Source organism: Facklamia miroungae (assembly GCF_012396555.1).
Taxonomy (GTDB): Bacteria; Bacillota; Bacilli; order Lactobacillales; family Aerococcaceae; genus Facklamia; species Facklamia miroungae.
Map to the genome: position 1 here is coordinate 21,164 of NZ_JAAXPS010000009.1, position 16,988 is coordinate 38,151.

The 16,988-nt window shown below is 30.2% G+C and carries 15 protein-coding genes; 14 read left to right on the forward strand and 1 reads right to left on the reverse strand.

Going from position 1 to position 16,988, the window contains the following annotated elements:
- Positions 1 to 894: 894 nt before the first annotated feature.
- The 5 genes from HF969_RS08020 to HF969_RS08040 all read left to right on the forward strand — a co-directional run bounded on the left by HF969_RS08020 (position 895) and on the right by HF969_RS08040 (position 5,125).
- Positions 895 to 1,095 carry a PLDc N-terminal domain-containing protein gene (locus tag HF969_RS08020; protein WP_090290265.1) on the forward strand — a complete coding sequence of 67 codons (201 nt, stop codon included), beginning with the start codon at positions 895 to 897 and terminating at the stop codon, positions 1,093 to 1,095.
- Positions 1,092 to 2,006 (forward strand): ABC transporter ATP-binding protein, encoded by a 915-nt coding sequence (locus tag HF969_RS08025; protein ID WP_210727913.1) that lies wholly within the window; start codon positions 1,092 to 1,094, stop codon positions 2,004 to 2,006. The genes HF969_RS08020 and HF969_RS08025 overlap by 4 nt, the downstream gene beginning before the upstream one ends.
- Positions 2,003 to 2,770, forward strand: a complete 768-nt coding sequence (locus HF969_RS08030) for an ABC transporter permease (protein WP_090290266.1) — start codon at positions 2,003 to 2,005, stop codon at positions 2,768 to 2,770. The genes HF969_RS08025 and HF969_RS08030 overlap by 4 nt, the downstream gene beginning before the upstream one ends.
- 11 nt (positions 2,771 to 2,781) lie before the next feature.
- On the forward strand, positions 2,782 to 3,885 hold the full coding sequence (locus HF969_RS08035) for a helix-turn-helix domain-containing protein (protein ID WP_090290267.1): 1,104 nt from the start codon (positions 2,782 to 2,784) through the stop codon (positions 3,883 to 3,885).
- A 502-nt stretch (positions 3,886 to 4,387) separates the two neighbouring features.
- Positions 4,388 to 5,125: a MerR family transcriptional regulator gene (locus tag HF969_RS08040; RefSeq protein ID WP_090290268.1), complete on the forward strand. Its 738-nt coding sequence runs from the start codon at positions 4,388 to 4,390 to the stop codon at positions 5,123 to 5,125.
- A 266-nt stretch (positions 5,126 to 5,391) separates the two neighbouring features.
- Here the strand turns inward: HF969_RS08040 and HF969_RS08045 are convergent, their stop codons facing one another.
- Positions 5,392 to 6,339 (reverse strand): AraC family transcriptional regulator, encoded by a 948-nt coding sequence (locus HF969_RS08045; RefSeq protein WP_090290269.1) that lies wholly within the window; start codon positions 6,337 to 6,339, stop codon positions 5,392 to 5,394.
- Positions 6,340 to 6,496: 157 nt separating this feature from the next.
- Here HF969_RS08045 and HF969_RS08050 point away from each other — a divergent pair, with 157 nt between their 5' ends.
- The 9 genes from HF969_RS08050 to HF969_RS08090 all read left to right on the forward strand — a co-directional run bounded on the left by HF969_RS08050 (position 6,497) and on the right by HF969_RS08090 (position 16,975).
- Entirely contained in the window at positions 6,497 to 8,239 is a 1,743-nt protein-coding gene (locus HF969_RS08050; protein WP_090290270.1) for an ABC transporter ATP-binding protein, read from the forward strand.
- On the forward strand, positions 8,236 to 9,957 hold the full coding sequence (locus tag HF969_RS08055; RefSeq protein WP_168427192.1) for an ABC transporter ATP-binding protein: 1,722 nt from the start codon (positions 8,236 to 8,238) through the stop codon (positions 9,955 to 9,957). Before HF969_RS08050 ends, HF969_RS08055 begins: the two co-directional genes overlap by 4 nt.
- A 14-nt stretch (positions 9,958 to 9,971) precedes the next feature.
- Entirely contained in the window at positions 9,972 to 10,556 is a 585-nt protein-coding gene (locus HF969_RS08060; protein ID WP_090290272.1) for an MptD family putative ECF transporter S component, read from the forward strand.
- Positions 10,556 to 11,236 carry an energy-coupling factor transporter transmembrane component T gene (locus HF969_RS08065; RefSeq protein WP_090290273.1) on the forward strand — a complete coding sequence of 227 codons (681 nt, stop codon included), beginning with the start codon at positions 10,556 to 10,558 and terminating at the stop codon, positions 11,234 to 11,236. Before HF969_RS08060 ends, HF969_RS08065 begins: the two co-directional genes overlap by 1 nt.
- 4 nt (positions 11,237 to 11,240) lie before the next feature.
- Positions 11,241 to 12,683 (forward strand): ABC transporter ATP-binding protein, encoded by a 1,443-nt coding sequence (locus tag HF969_RS08070; protein ID WP_090290274.1) that lies wholly within the window; start codon positions 11,241 to 11,243, stop codon positions 12,681 to 12,683.
- 595 nt (positions 12,684 to 13,278) lie between these two features.
- Entirely contained in the window at positions 13,279 to 13,680 is a 402-nt protein-coding gene (locus HF969_RS08075) for a hypothetical protein (protein WP_090290275.1), read from the forward strand.
- 370 nt (positions 13,681 to 14,050) lie between these two features.
- Positions 14,051 to 16,093 (forward strand): BglG family transcription antiterminator, encoded by a 2,043-nt coding sequence (locus tag HF969_RS08080; RefSeq protein ID WP_090290276.1) that lies wholly within the window; start codon positions 14,051 to 14,053, stop codon positions 16,091 to 16,093.
- Positions 16,094 to 16,122: 29 nt separating this feature from the next.
- Positions 16,123 to 16,713, forward strand: a complete 591-nt coding sequence (locus HF969_RS08085; protein WP_245694856.1) for a D-sedoheptulose-7-phosphate isomerase — start codon at positions 16,123 to 16,125, stop codon at positions 16,711 to 16,713.
- On the forward strand, positions 16,697 to 16,975 hold the full coding sequence (locus tag HF969_RS08090; RefSeq protein ID WP_090290278.1) for a PTS sugar transporter subunit IIB: 279 nt from the start codon (positions 16,697 to 16,699) through the stop codon (positions 16,973 to 16,975). The genes HF969_RS08085 and HF969_RS08090 overlap by 17 nt, the downstream gene beginning before the upstream one ends.
- The last annotated feature ends 13 nt before the right edge of the window (positions 16,976 to 16,988 follow it).

The window sequence follows — 16,988 nt, forward strand, 5'->3', positions numbered from 1 at the left end:
GATAATTATTTATAATAAATAATATAACGGTAAGATCATTTTTGTGAGACTCTTTAAATAATTTGACATAAGGATAGATACTGGGGTTCAGAGCTTCTACTAGGAAAGTAAGTAGGAAGTTGCGTTCTTTTTAAAGTAATGATTGAATGTGAGTATTAATAAAAGGTATATATTAGTATATATAGTAAATGTAAATTTGTAAGAGTAGAATAAAAATAGTTAAGAAAAACACGTATCTACCTATTGAAATGTTATTTTTAGTGTTAGCATTAACTCTAAGTAGAGTTTCAGGATTTAGTGACTTCGTTACTGGCATATTATATGGGATTTCCATAGGAGTATTAATAATTGGAATAATAAAAAGTAAAAAGTAGATATCAGATTCTAGGGAAAGTACCAGCAAAGTATTAAGATAAGACTTTTTGAAAATTCTTGAAATTTAACTTGTGGGGTCGTCTCATAATTAGGATAAGGGCAAATATTAATGAGAGAATCAGGCTTTTAGTGTTTCTATCGAAAAACAAGATATAGATTTGCCTATTTTTAGAGTGATTTTTGCGAGAATTAATCTGTGAGGTAAAAAAAGTAGAGATAGATTAGAATTTGTAGAGGAGGGAATATGGATTTTAATAGGATGATTCCTTTGATATTGATAGAAGTTAAAAGTGTTTAACAATTAAATAAAACAGTCAAAGACGATAGAAAGAAAACAATTGAAACGGTCAAATTCACTATCGTCTTCTTAATTTTAAAAAATCATCTACATTCATAAATTTAAAAGTAAAATGTTTCCATATAGTTGATTTGAACCATAATAGTTAACGAAGAATCGCTTGATTGTTAACTATGTTAACTGATAGTCTATTTATAAAGATAGTAAACGGAGGGATAGTAATGGTTTCATTAAAAGAATATTTGCCAATTTTGATACCCATAGTCGTAATTGAAATATTTCTGCTGGTTTTTGCTTTGAAGAGTTTATTTAAACAAAATAATTTCAAGTTTGGAAATAAGAGTTTTTGGATACTAATAGTAGTTTTAATTCAAATCATAGGTCCTATTCTTTATTTAATGATTGGAAAGGAAGAAAAATGATAAATGCTATAGAAGTAAATTCTTTAATAAAAACATTTGGAAATAACAAAGTGCTAAATGGTCTAAGTTTCAATGTTCTCCAAAACTCTATAACAGGATTTTTAGGAGCAAATGGAGCTGGGAAAACGACAACTATGAATATTATCTTAGGTTTTCTAAAAATTGATAGCGGTGAAATAAGAGTTTTTAATGAAAAGGTACAATTTGGAGAAACCTCTACAAATAAGTACATCGGGTACTTACCAGATGTTCCTGAGTTTTATGGTTATATGACACCCAGAGAATACTTACAACTATGTGGTCAAATTACTGGATTATCAGAAAGAGAAATAAATGATAGAAGCGATAAGCTAATTCAGTTAGTGGGGCTAGAAAATGACGATAGAAGAGTTAAAGGATTTTCTAGAGGGATGAAGCAGCGATTAGGAATAGCGCAAGCTTTATTAAATCAGCCAAAAATATTGATCTGTGATGAACCTACTTCAGCATTAGATCCAGCTGGAAGAAAAGAAATTCTCAACATAATAAAAAAAATTTCAAGTCAGACAACGGTTTTATTTTCGACACATATTTTATCTGATGTGGAAGCAATTTGCGATCAAGTTGTAATTTTAAATAAAGGTACAAATGTTTTGAGCGGTGAAATCCCTAAATTAAAAGAGATAAATAGGCAATCGAATATTGAAATCAATTTTTTCAATTCAAGAGATAAACAGCACTTTTTGAAATCTGAAAAAATATTTAATAGAACTATAGTTGAAGATAAAAATAAAGTTATTATTGAAAAGATAGACGAAAATGACCGTAAAAAAATTATGGGAGAGCTTTATGCTCTAGAAATCTTTCCTGAAGAGATGAGAGTTATTGAACCTAGCTTGGAAGATATTTTTTTAGAGGTGACACACGAATGAACATGTGCCTAATTTTTATTAAAAAAGAAATGGTAGAATACTACAGAGATAAAAAACTTTTTATAATGTTTATAGTTTTCGCTTTAGTCGGTTTGATTAGTCCTTTAATAGCAAAGTTGACACCAATAATATTAGAGTCCGTTTCAACTAATGGAGCAATTATTAAAATACCTACTCCAACGGAGATGGATTCGTGGGCACAGTTTTTTAAAAACATAGGCCAGATGGGAATGTTAACACTTATTTTAGTATTTAGTAGTCAAATGAGTCATGAACTGGAAAGAGGCACTTTAATCAATTTATTTTCAAAAGGATTATCACGAAAGGCTGTGGTAATGGCTAAATTCTTTGTCGGTGTTATAATATGGATGACTTCTTGTATAGTCGCTTTTATTATGACATTCATTTATACAGGATATTTTTTTGATAATACAATAAGATTAGACATACTTCTATTTGCTTTAAGTCTCCCTTTTTTATTCGGAGTTTTACTACTTTCCATCGAACTTTTAGGGGGAATTATTACAGGTTCAACTATTGGTTCCTTATCTTTTGTGGGAGTAAGTATTCTTCTTCAGTTGTTGTTATCAATAAAAAGTGATTGGGTAACATATTTCCCAATATATTTGGTGACCAATCCTTTAGATTTATTGAAAGGTACTAGTATTGATGTTTTTCACACTTCTATTTTAATTACGATAATTTTAACGGTTATTCTGATTCCTTCTGCTGTGATAATAATGAATAATAAACAAATAGTATAGGAGAAGTTCCTATGACCGAGATTGGTATATCAAAAGTAATTTTAAGAAAAAGAAAAGAAAAAAACATAACTCAAGATGAACTAGCTTCCTATCTGATGGTATCAAAGGCAGCTGTTTCAAAATGGGAGACAGGACAAAGTCACCCCGATATCTTATTATTGCCTAAAATTGCTTCCTACTTTAATATAACAATTGATGAACTAATAGGGTATGAGCCAAATTTATCTGACAGTCAAATCAGAAAAATTATTTATAATTTAATGGATGAAATAGCCACTGATTCTTTTGAAAATGTTTTGAAGACTTGTAAAGACCTTGTTAATAAATACTACTCTTGCTTTCCTTTGATTTATTCAATTGGACTGTTTTTATTAAACCATATTGAATTTTTGGAAGATAGGGATTCTATAAAAGTACACATGGAGTATATTATTCGCTTGTTTGAAAGAGTCAGGAAAGAAACAGAAGACTTTACTCTAAAAAATATGGCAACAAGTCTTCAATCGGTATGCCTATTACAAATAGGTAAGCCTGACGAAGTGCTGGAACTTTTACCTGAAACAGAGTGGCTAATTTCAAACGACTCATTAATTATTAGTTCGTATATTCATAAGCAAGAATTTGAGATTGCACAGGAGAAATTACAGATATTTTTATATAAAGAATTATTCAATCTGTATAATCTATTAAATCAACAAATGAATACGAATCAATCAAATTGGAAGGAAACAGCAAACAAAATAGAGAGTTTAATAGATCTATTTAATATTAAAGAGTTAAATAAAGGACTTGTTATTACTTATTATCTCTCAGCTTCTAAAAGATATCTAGAAAGTCATGATATTGAAAATGGTTCAAAGTATGCAGAACGAGTTTTAAATGAATTAATTTTGATGAAAGAAACAGAATTTGTATTAAAGGGAGATGATTATTTTAATCGCATTGATGGTTGGATTGATAAAAATATTATTATAGGTAATAAGGCCAATCGAAGTAATAAAATGATTGTACAATCCGTTCTTAATATATTTTGTAATGACAAAATATTTGAAGAAATTAGTAAAAACAGGAATGTTAAACATCTAATAAAAAATTTAAAAAAGAAGTGCGAGTGAACATATAAGAAAATAAAAAGAGGATTTAAGACGATAGAAAGTAAAATTCTATCGTCTTTTTTTGCCAGAAAAAAGTTATTTCATTGGATATTAATAGTCCACACTATTTGCACTAGCTCTATAAGAATAAATAGTGTTAATCAAAGAAAGTAGTCATTTTTTATGGCAATCCCTCCAATATTCAGCGTCAACAATGTACAAAGTCCTATTAATACGAAGAAGTACTTTTATGGTATTAATATAAAGAAAAGTAAAGTCGACAGAAAAGAACCTGGTACAAATTAGAGAAGAAACTATAGAAGTAAATAAAGAAAATCACCGCTTACCTTAAAAAAAATCAGAAAAAAGACTGAGAAAAAAATTTGAAAATTCCGAGTGTGTGAAAGGATAAAAGAAAGAGAATACTGGACAAGAAAGAAAATTAAAGCAAAAAAAAATTAAAAATGCATTGACTCTCACATAATGTCATAGTTTAGAATATAAATTGTTAGGAGGTGAATGCATGTACATGATAAAAAAAGCAAGCGAAATTAGTGGCGTTTCGGTACGAATGTTACACTATTACGATGAGATTGGTTTGCTATCTCCTCAAAAATCAGAAAATGGCTACAGATATTACACAGAAGCAGAGATGGCATGTTTGCAAGTAATACTATTTTATAAATATTTAGGATTTTCATTAAAACAGATTAAATTCCTAATGACAAAAGATGATATTGAAATACTTAATCACTTAAAGAAACAGTTAATTCTAATGAAAAAGGAAAACGAAAATCGCTTAACACTGATAGAAACACTACAAAAAACAATTGATTATGAAGAAAGGAAGATTACTATGTCAACGAAAGAAAAGTTTAGAGGGTTTGTTTACCAAGACCATCAGAAATATAAAGAAATGGCAATAGATAAGTATGGAAAAGATGTAGTTGAAAAATCTATGGAAAAGCAAAAAGGAAAAGAACAAGAATTAACAGAAAAGTTTAATCAAATATTCGCTTTATTTGCAGAAAACAAGGTAAAAGGGTTAAAAACCACTTCGAAAGAAAACATCGAACTTTCTCAGCGTTTACATGATTTAATTTGTCAATATTCTTTTGATTGTTCATTCGAAGTTTTTTCAAGTATTGGTTATGGATATAAAGAAAATCCAGAATTTAAAACTAATATAGATAGATTTGGTATGGGAACAGCTGAATATGCTTGCGACGCCATTCAAAAGTATGTTAATGGAGTGAAATAGTATCTAATAAGAAACAATTGATGCGAAACAGTAAATCAAAAGGTTTACTGTTTTTTTCTTTGTTTAAAGAAAAACTTATGGGAGAAAAAAATTAAAAGAACTAGTTTGTCAACATTCTTTCAGACCCTTTTTATGTGCTGTTTTAAAACGCCACTGGCGTTCAACATTTTAACGTTGGTTATAATAAGCGGAGTACAAAAAAAATGTTAATTGTTTATAAATATTTTGACAGATTGAACAGATGTTGCGATATAACGAAAATAGCATTAAATTTCATTATTAAATTTCACCTTACTTGGGGAAACTCCTTTATATTTTTTATATAACTCACTGAATCTACTATGAGAACTATAGCCAACCGATTCAGCTACATTTTTGACATTTAAATCGGTACTGGCTAAAATGATTTCGCCCATGTCGATTCGTTTTCTTTGCACATACTCAGTAATGGTTAAACCGGTTTTTATTTTAAAGCATTTTTTCAATTTTGTTCCACTGAGTAGTGTTATTTTTTCTAATAAACCTTGGTTAATATCAAGCATATAATGGTTGTCAATGTAATTTGTTGCTTTTTCTATCGCTAATATATCATCTTTAGTTAAAAGACTTTTTGCGGACAGATTATCATAATAGGAAGAAATAGAAACGCCAATCCATTCCATAATTTTACCGTCTAATATTAAATCTACGCCTGGTAAGGATTTGTCAAGATTTAAAATCTGGTCTGAAATCATTTTTATATTTTTAGTCGTTTTATCGTTATATTGAAGAAAGATTTTTTCGAATTCTTGATAATCCTTGAATGAAATATCAAAACGTGAATTACTTAAACTCTTTGCATCAAATTTAAGACCAATCGCTAAATAAGGAAATCCGCCATGTAGGATAGTATTATAGGTTGAATTTTTGGTGGCAACATGAGTAAGCAAAGAATTATTAGTCATTGGAACGTAGGGTGATAAACAATCTCCATTTGCTTGTTTAAAGTAAGTTGATACATAAAAGGAACTGTCAACAACAGAATAATTGGTAGAAGAAACATAATCTTTTTTAATTTGTAGATCTTGAATATCTAGAATGAAATCATTCTTTTTGTAAAACCAATAAGTTCCAGAAATGAAATCATTTTTAATTTTATAAAATTTCCCAACATATTTTGTATCAAAGGGTACAAACTCATGAAATCCTAAAGTCTTTAAATGCTTACTGATCATTTTCTCACCTAACTCGATTGGACATATTTTGCTTGATTAGACAAGGTTAGTGTCTTGTATAGATTATTATTAACACTTTATTTATAATAAACATATTAGTGTATAGATTATTCTTAGTCAAGTATAAATAGTCTATTTGAGATAAAGGGGGATTAATATGATCAATATGTACAAGCGGTTATTGGGATATGTACCCGAGAGAAAAAAATATGCTTATTACTCTATGGTTTTATCTGCTATTGCGGTGCTTATCTATATGATTGCTTATTATTACTTATGGAAAACATTAGAAGCACTTGTTGTAAATACAGATATAACTTTAGGCGTGCATTACAGCATCATAGTAATTAGTTTACTGATTTTAAGAGGATTTGTAGCGATAGTGGGAATTATGTCTTCTCACTATTTAGGATTTAGACTGGAAACTAATCTTAGAAAGGCCGGTTTATATAAACTACTAGATGCTTCTTTTTCATTTTTTGATAAAAGTAATTCTGGTCAAATTAGAAAAATTATCGATGATAACGCTGGCAACACACATAAAACCGTTGCCCATCTAATTCCAGATAATATAACAGCACTTTTAACACCCGTTGGGATGTTAGCTTTAACTTTTTTTATTGATTATCGGCTGGGGATTCTACTGGTAATTACATTTGTTGTGGGTGTGTTTCAATTTAAAGCGATGTATAACTCTCCCGATTTAATGGATGATTTTTCTGAAGCTTTGGAGAGAATGAGCGCATCAACAGTTGAGTATGTACGAGGCATGCAAGTCATTAAACTATTTGGTGTGAGCGTAGATTATTATAAAAGTTTAATAGATTCGATTAATGACTATCGAAAAAACGTATATGCCTATTCTCAATCCTGTAGGAAACCATATGTAGGATTTCAAGTGCTATTCAATAGCTTTTATGCCTTCGCGGTTCCTTTTGCAGCTTTATTTATTTTAAGAGGGGAGTCAGCGACACTGCTATTAGCAAAATTAGTATTTTTTGCAATTTTTTCAGATATAGCCTTACTTTCTTTCATGGCAGTTATGTTTGCAGGCTCTGATAATCATAGTGCTATGTTAGCGATTGATCGACTCGAAGAGTTAATGGGAAATATGGATGATGCGAAGCTTATTCAAGGTAGTGTAAATAAGATGGGAAGTTATGACATAGAGTTTTCAAATGTTTCTTTTAAGTATGATGAAAAATATGTTTTAAAAGACTTTAACCTTAAATTAAATGCTCATAAGACGTATGCTTTAGTTGGGCCTAGTGGATCAGGTAAGTCCACAATAGCAAAACTAATTTCCGGCTTTTATCCTATTGACAAAGGAGACATTAGGATAGGTGGAAAGAACATTACAAATTATTCAGAAAAAGCTATTCAAGAGAATATTGCTTTTGTTTTCCAAAATTCAAAATTATTTAAAACTACTATCTATGAGAATGTAAAAATAGGAAATCCTGAGGCAAATAGACAAGAAGTTCTAGCAGCATTAAAAGCAGCACAATGTACTAGTATTTTAGATAAATTTCCCGATAAAGAAAACACTATTATTGGGTCTAAAGGAGTATATTTATCAAGAGGGGAAATGCAAAGGGTAGCGATCGCTAGAGCCATATTAAAAGATGCAGAGATCATTATTTTAGATGAGGCTTCAGCGGCTACAGATCCAGAAAATGAATATGAAATCCAACAGGCTTTTTCTAATTTAATGAAAGGTAAGACGGTAATCATGATTGCCCATCGACTTTCCACTATTACTAATGTGGATGAGATTATGTTTGTTGAAAATGGTGCTATTATCGAAAGAGGAAATCATGCAAGTTTAATGGCAAAAAATGGAAGATACAAAGACTTGCAAGATATGTATCATAGGTCAAATGAATGGAGAATAGCATGAAAGAATATATAATGGACAAACTTAAGCTCACAGAGAGTGGGGCTACGGGTGTCATTCAATCAACTGTATCATTTGTTTTTTACTATCTATCTTTTCTTTTTCCAATGATGGTTTTAATGTTATTTGCAAATGGAGTGCTTGAGGGAACGATAAAAAAACCAAGTCTGTTTACGATCGTTTTATTCCTTATTTTGATTATTATGTATTTTATTATTAATAAGAATTATCAGGTAACTTATAACGAGACATATAAGGAATCAGCGAACTTGCGTATTGAGATAGCTAATTTCTTAAGAAAGATGCCACTTTCTTACTTTTCGAAGCATGATTTATCAGATCTTGCTCAAACGATTATGCAAGATGTAGCTCAAGTGGAGCATGCTCTGGCACATGCGATAGGAAATTATATAGGTTTTGTATTATACTTTGCCTTAATGTCAGTGATGATGCTAAGTGGAAATTGGAAAATGGGACTGTCGATTATAGGTCCAGTACTTTTAGCTGTTGGTGTAATTTTTGCCACGAAGAAAATGCAGATTTCTTTTAGAACTAAGCATTTCGAGGCATTAAGGAAGATATCTGAAGATTTCCAAACGACGATAGAAATGAACCAGGAAATCAAATCCTATGGATTAAAGGATAGCACAAGAAAAGAAATTCAAAAATCGCTAATAGAGTCGGAGAAATTACAATGGAAATCTGAACTCATTCAAGTTATACCATTAAGTTTAGCGCAATATATAGGAATATTACCAATCGGGTTTTGTATTTTTGTTGGGGTAAACCTGCTTTTAACCAATGAGATTAGTATGCTATATTTTCTCGGATATTTAATAGCGGCGGCTAAAATTTCTGGTGGAGTTTTAGGACTTGCAAGTTATCTTGGCGAAATATTCTATTTAGATGTAAGAATTAAAAGAATAGGAGAAATAAAAGAACATTCCATCCAGGAAGGCAAGGAAATTCCTCTAACTAATTTTGATATTGAATTATCAAATGTTTCATTTGGATATGATGAGGATCAAACGGTTATTAATGGTTTGAGCTTTACGGTGAATCAAGGCGAAGTGACAGCTTTAATTGGACCAAGCGGATGTGGCAAAACTACAATTTTGAGGTTAATAAGTAGGCTTTATGATTATGACACAGGTTCTATCAGTATAGGCGATCATGATATTAAGAATATAGACACAGAACATCTTTTTAAATACATCTCTATCGTCTTTCAAGATGTAATCCTATTTAATACCTCTGTTATGGAAAATATTCGAATAGGGAATGTAAAAGCTACGAATGACGAAGTTAAAAAGGCAGCGAAAGAGGCAGGATGTGAAGATTTTATACAGAATCTGCCTGATGGATATGACACATTTATAGGTGAAAATGGATCTAAGTTATCAGGGGGAGAAAGACAAAGGCTTTCCATCGCAAGGGCTATCTTGAAAGACACACCTATTATCATTCTAGATGAAATAGCAGCTTCTTTAGATGTAGAAAATGAATTAAACATTCAAGGAAGTTTAAATAAACTTATTAAAGATAAAACAGTAATTGTCATCTCTCATAGATTAAAATCTATTGAAAATGTAGATAAAATAGTTGTGTTAGATCAAGGAAGAGTTAATGCTGTTGGAAAGCATGAAGATTTACTGAAGAAATCAGAGCTCTATAGAACGATGATTGAAAAATCGCTTATAACAGAAGGACATAGGTATTAAAAGAGGAGGGAATTATGAATATAAATAAAATTACAATAAAGGATTTAGTGATGACAGGTGTATTCGCAGCCCTATATTTTATATTAAGCTGGATAGTCGGTATGCCTCTAGGAACGCTAGTTGTGACTTACTTGGCATATCCGTTCTGCTATGCATTAGTAGGCGGAATTGTAACCATGTTTTTTATGGCTAAGTGTCCTAAGAGATGGCTTACATTAATATTCACAATTTTACCTGGTATCATTTTTTTAATGATGGGTATGCCGCCGATAACAATCGTAAATTATTTAATCTGTGCTATATTAGCAGAATTAGCACGTTGGAAATCAGGATTTAAGGCTATTAAAGGAATGAAGTTATCACATATGTTCATTTCTTTCGCATCGATGAATACATTTCTGTTAATTTTTACAGCTAAAGACTTATACTATCAAATGGCGGTAGGAACGATGGGTAAAGCATATGCAAATGCTATTATTAATCTACCTCTTTGGTCATTATTTGCTCTTTACGCAAGTGTAATTATAGGAGCCATATTTGGTGGACAACTTGGTGAAAAGGTACTAAATAAACATTTTAAAAGAGTTGGAATTGATTAATGCAAGGTTTTAAATTAAGTACAGAAACTAAAATTGGACTTTTACTATTTTATACAAGTACTTTGACAATACCCTTTACAGGGACTCATGAAATTTTAAGCCTATTATTAGTGCTTCTACTTTTATCAAGTATCAATAAAGTAAAAACTGGAGTAAAAATTATATTTGCTTTTTTTTCATTGACAGGCATTTATTATCTTACAAGTAAAACAATAGGAGTTGCTCAAGTGTTTCACACTTGGGCACTTATTATGAGAAGACTATTGATCCCTTTTACTATCGGAGGATATTTTATTTTTTCTACTAATGTAAGCTCCTTAATGGCTAGTATGGAAAAGTTAAAAATTCCAAAAGTTATAATCATTCCTCTCATAGTTATGTTCAGGTATTTCCCAGAATTAAAGAATGAATACAGCCATATAAAGAGTGCAATGAAAATTAGGGGGATAGAACATGGGTTAAAAGCTTTTATGACTCCTTCGCTGACTCTTGAACACCTTTTAGTACCATTGCTATTTTCGACTTCAAATATAGGAGAAGAACTTTCCCAAGCAGCATTTAGTAAGGGAATAAGCATAGAAGGAAAGAAGAATAGATATTTTGAAACACACCTTACCAAATTCGACGTATTGATAGCTATCTATTTGATAATCTTTGTGTATTTGTTGATAAGGAGATAAACCGATGATTGAATTCAAAAACTCTAACTTTATTTATCCTAACAAGAATCAAATCGGTCCTATTGATTTAACAATAAATGAGGGCGAAGTTCATCTTCTAACGGGTATAAGTGGTTCTGGAAAAACCAGTATAATCAGACTAGTAAATGGCATTATTGATAATATGTTTGAGGGTGAAAAATCAGGCAATATCTTGATTAAAAATAAAAATGTAGAAGAAATGACGATTAAGGAATTGGTAAGCTTAGTATCCTCAGTATATCAAAATCCAAAATCTCAATTTTTTACAGATAATTCTACATCTGAATTATTATTTCCATTGGAGAATATAGGCTATCAAATAGAAAAAATGGAAATTATATTAAATAATGTTATGGAAGTTTTAGATATTAGTCATCTTTTGAACAGGAATGTATTAGAACTTTCAGGCGGAGAAAAGCAAATTTTATGCTTAGCAAGTACCATGATGATAAATTCTGATGTTATAGTTCTTGATGAGCCTACCAGCAATTTAGACTTAAAGAACATTTTAAAAGTTAAAGAAATACTTAAGAAATTAAAAAGTCTCAACAAGACTATTCTAATTAGCGAACATCGTCTCAATTACCTCAATGGTATAGTAGATAACGTAAGTATTATTAAAAATGGACAAATTTATAAGAACTATTGCGCTAAAGACTTTTACAATTTAAGTGAAGAAGAACGGAAGTTGCTTTATCTAAGAAGTTTAAACGAAATAAAAAGCATAGAAACATGCAAAAAAACACAAGCTAATAATTCTGAAAAATATTTAGAGATAAACGACCTACATTATGAAGTAAAGAAAAAAGAAATCTTGAATATTAAAAATCTAAAATTATATAGTGGCAAGATATATTTCTTAATTGGCAAAAATGGTGCTGGAAAGTCAACCTTTGCAAGAAATTTAGTGGGTTTACAAAAGGCGAAAGAAGATAATATCTATTGGCTAGGAAAGAAAATTTCAAGCAAACAGAGGTTAAAAAAATCATATTTAGTGTTTCAAGATGTAAATTCACAGCTTTTCACATCAAGTGTTTGTGAAGAAATAGAACTTAATAACGAATTTGATAAAACGAATAAATTGCTTGAAGATTTGAATTTATCAAACAAAAAAGATCACCATCCTCAATCTCTATCGGGCGGAGAGAAACAAAGAGTTTCTCTGGCAGCTGGCATTGCATCTAATAGGAGAATATTTATCGCAGATGAACCGACAAGTGGCATGGACTATTCGAATATGATGAATGTTTGCAAATTGCTAAGAGATTATGCAAATCAAGACAATATAGTCTTGATTATCAGTCATGATTTAGAATTTATATCAGAATTGGCAGATGAGATTCTATTTATGAGTAACGGAAGAATCATCAGGAATCAACTAAAAAGTCAAAATCTTATGAATGAAGTGGGATCGTTTTTAAAATAGAGCATATTATTAAAAATATAAAAGATGAACTTAGCTAGAATCTACTCTGGCTAAGTTTTATTTTTAGCCCGATTTTCTTTTGCCGAATGACGGAATTATTAAAAGTGGCAAAAGATTAATGTTCTGCATCTCGAGTCATAATTATGAAACCCCTGAATAGGATTCGTGGTATTTATTTTTACTAGAAGTATTCACTTATGATTCAAGAAATAGCAAAAACCTCTTTCCCAATTTCAGTTTCTAAAGATTAAAATTTATAGAATCATAGGTAGCTTTTAAATGTAATTAAATAAAATCCTATTCACATTATGTACTAATCTTAATGATTAGATCATAGTCTCATGTTTAGGGTTCTTTTTTTAGAATATATATAATTTTTTTATAAAGCTATGAAGCTATCTCCATTATCCTTTTATTCCCGTTCTTAGTATATCGATTGAGCTTAATGAAAAATATTACTCACTATAAATAGTAGAGACTATATTAACCTTTCATGACTTATCATAATTAGGCTGAATTAGAAAAAGGAGTATTATATTATAAAAACTCCATTCATTAAAATTTATGCTATAATTTTAATGAATGGAGGTGTTTTATGAAAAAATTTAAATCTCTTTCATTGCTTTTTGTAAGTTTATTTTTAATAGCTTGTTCATCTAATAGCCTACCAGTTTTAGAAGGGTTATACCAAAGCGATCGTGTTGACGGTTATATAGTTCAAATAGCCATTCAACCTGAAGATAATTCTTTCATTGAATACATCGATAATAGAGAAGTAGATCAAGGAACATATAAGAAAAAATCTGAAGATATTTATCAATTTATGAGTGATAAACAAGATTTCGAGATAATTTTAACAACGAAAGATACATTTGAAGTTAGAATTAAAAAAATAAACAATAACAAACCTCTCGAATTAAAAAATGTTGATAAGGTACCGACCTACTTTAATACTAAATTTGATGACGTGGAAGAATTCAAAAAATTGTTAATTTAGAATTAAACTAATCAATTATAAAAAATATTCAAAGACATAGATTTTTCCCTAGAAAAAATTAATTGAAGAGCGAATCATAAACTAGCTGCATTTTTGTAGCTAGTTCTTTCTGAATTATTGGTACAATATCTTAGGGAAAGAATAATATTAAGTTAATTAGAAATATAAATTATTTTTTTGGTAGAAACTAATGATTCAATAGCTTAATACTATTTAAATAATTTAAGCTTAAAGAATATAAGTTCAATCTTAATAAATTTGAACTGGCAGCACACAATTTGTGTCATTTGATTTTACACAAATTGGAATCAATAGCTATTGAATGGTTAAGCGTTTTCAAATATTATGATATAAAGAGGGTTGAGCGACTATGATTGGGAAAAGATCCTTATATATATTAAAACTGATCCTTAATAATCCAGATATCACTACGCATGAGATACAGCAAAAAACAAATTTATCGAAACGGCAAGTCAATTATAGTATTGATAATATTAATCAGTGGTTGACTGATAATCATTACAATGCCATTGAAAAAATATCAGGTGGCAAGTTAATTTTGCTAGATAACGTTCAAGATATTATTAGTGATTTATTAAAGGGTAATATTGATTATGTTTTTGATGAGGAAGAAAGACAGAAAATTATCTTCTTTTACTTATATTTACACAATCAAAATATTTCGTTATTCCATTTAGTGGATCTACTAGAAGTTAGTCGTGGTACAGTCACAGATGACTTAAAGAAATTAAATAAAAAATTATCCTCTTTTAAACTATCCATTAAATATTCAAGAGAAAATGGCTACCAGCTCATTGGTGAAGAAACAGATATTTTCTATGCAATGATAAATTTTATAGTGGAAGTTATTTCATATGAGGAAGCTTTATACATTATTCAACTCGTTTTGGATAAACAGGCTTCACATCTTTTCTATGATTTTAGAAAGCAATTAAATCAAGAATTATCAAAAGATCAGCTAATTATTTCAGATAATAATATCCATATAATTACTTATACTTTTGTTTTTTATTTACTTCGAAAGAGCATGATTAGCTTGCCTAATAAAGAGAAATTCTGGTTTAAATTGAATGAAAATAGCGAATTTAAGTTGTCAAAGAAAATCTTACAAGCTAAAAATATTTTTGATCTTAATGACGTCGAAGTCTTAACCGCTTTGATTTTATCTTACTCCACTAAAACAGTCATCAAAGACTCAAAAGAGCAAGCAATGATTGATCAGATAATTGCTAGTGTTTTAGAACGCTTAAATAAAACATATGCCATTGCTTTTAAAGATAGGGAGAGAATCTTCGGTCAATTACGAATGCATATTCGACCAGCTATTAATAGGATGTATTTTAACTTTCCAATGGTGAATCCCTTGAAAGATCAAATCTTAACTAAATATGGACATATTTATACCATTATCGAGGATTTATTCCAACAGTTAAATATCGATGTAATCAAATCTATTTCTGAAGATGATCTGGCGTATTTAACTATTCACTTTGCAACTTTCATAAAAGATACTAAAGATACTGATAATTATAAATTGACAGGAGTCATTGTTTGTCCAAGTGGTATCGGTGTTTCTGTATTGCTCAGGAATGAATTAACAAAATTATTTCCTCAAGTAAATTTTTTAAAGAATGTTTCAGTTGGACAATTGAATGAAGTGATCAAAGAAATAGATGTTGTTTTCTCAACCGTTTTGATTGAAACGGATAAGCCTTTGTTTATAGTTAATCCAGTAATGAACAATATCGACAAAGCGAATCTGCTGAAGCACTTTAATAAGAGATTCGCTAATATGATGATGAAAGAAACTATAAATATAAACTCATTGATGATGATTATTGAAAAATATAGTGATGTTAAAGATAAGAAAGGTTTAATGAGAGAACTGTCTTATTTATTATCAGCCCCTACGAATCAAATTTTAATAAGAAAGGAACAGCCTATGTTAAGTGAAATAACAAACAATAAACTCATACAGTTAAAAGTTGAAGCTAAAGATTGGAAAGAAGCTATCCAAAAAAGTGCTGAGGTGATGAAAGAAGAAGGGAAAATAACCGATGATTATATTCGAGCAATGATTAATAATACTGAAAGCAATGGTCCATACATTGTCATTACCAAGCATGTTGCTTTGCCTCATGCTCGACCGGAAGATGGCGTGATCGAAACAGCAATCGGAATCACGACCTTGAAAGAACCCGTTGTGTTTGGCCATGAATTACATGATCCCGTAAAATATGTTTTTTGTTTAAGTACAGTGGATAATAATTCGCATTTAAAAGCATTGGCCGAACTAGTCGATCTATTGGATGATGTTCACTTTTATGAATTACTAGAAAAAGCTGAAGAACCTCAAGAAATTCTAAACTATATTAAAGGAAAAGAAGGATAGAATACTAAGTAAAATAAAGGATGATTATTTTGGATTACGAGATAGAATTTAAAAAGAGAACCGCAATATTTGACGATATTGCCAATAATCGTTCAAAAGATTTAAAGCACTTATCGAACCTTATCTTTAATACCATAAAAAGTGGGAATAAAATAATGACGGTTGGCAATGGCGGAAGTGCTGCCAATGCACAACATATTACCGGTGACATCATTGGCCGCTATAAAATAGAAAGGAGTGGTTTCCCAGCAATATCTCTAACAGTAGATCCAAGTGTGATGACCGCCACAGCAAATGATTATGGATATGAAAATGTGTTTGCTCGCCAGGTCGAGGGGTTAGGTAATGAAAATGATTTGCTTATCGTCTTATCTTCAAGCGCCCATTCAGAAAATATTGTAAGAGCAGCCCACAAAGCAAATGAAATGGGAATTCAGACGGTAGGAGTTTTAGGTAATACTGGCGGAACAATAGCTGAAGCATTAGATTATTCAATTAATTTTGCTTTTAAGGAGTCAGATTTAGTAGAAGAAGCCGCCATGACGATTTTTCATATTATTTTGATTGAAGTAGAACAAAAATTGGTTAAATTAAGAGAGGGCGATGGCAATGTTAATTAATACAGTATGTGGGAATGGTTTAGGTTCAAGTCTTATTTTGAAAATTAATGTCGATAAAATTTTAAAAGAAATAGGGAAAACTGCTGAAGTAGAGGCCACAGATGTTGGTTCGGCTGGAAGCAGTGGAGCAGATTTAATTGTAACAACCTCACAATTTAAAAATAATCTTCAATCCATTAATAAAGAGGTCATTTATGTAAATAATGTCATGGATAAAGAAGATTTAAAAGCACAATTAGTTGCGTATTTTGAAAACAATTAAAAGTGGTGAAATA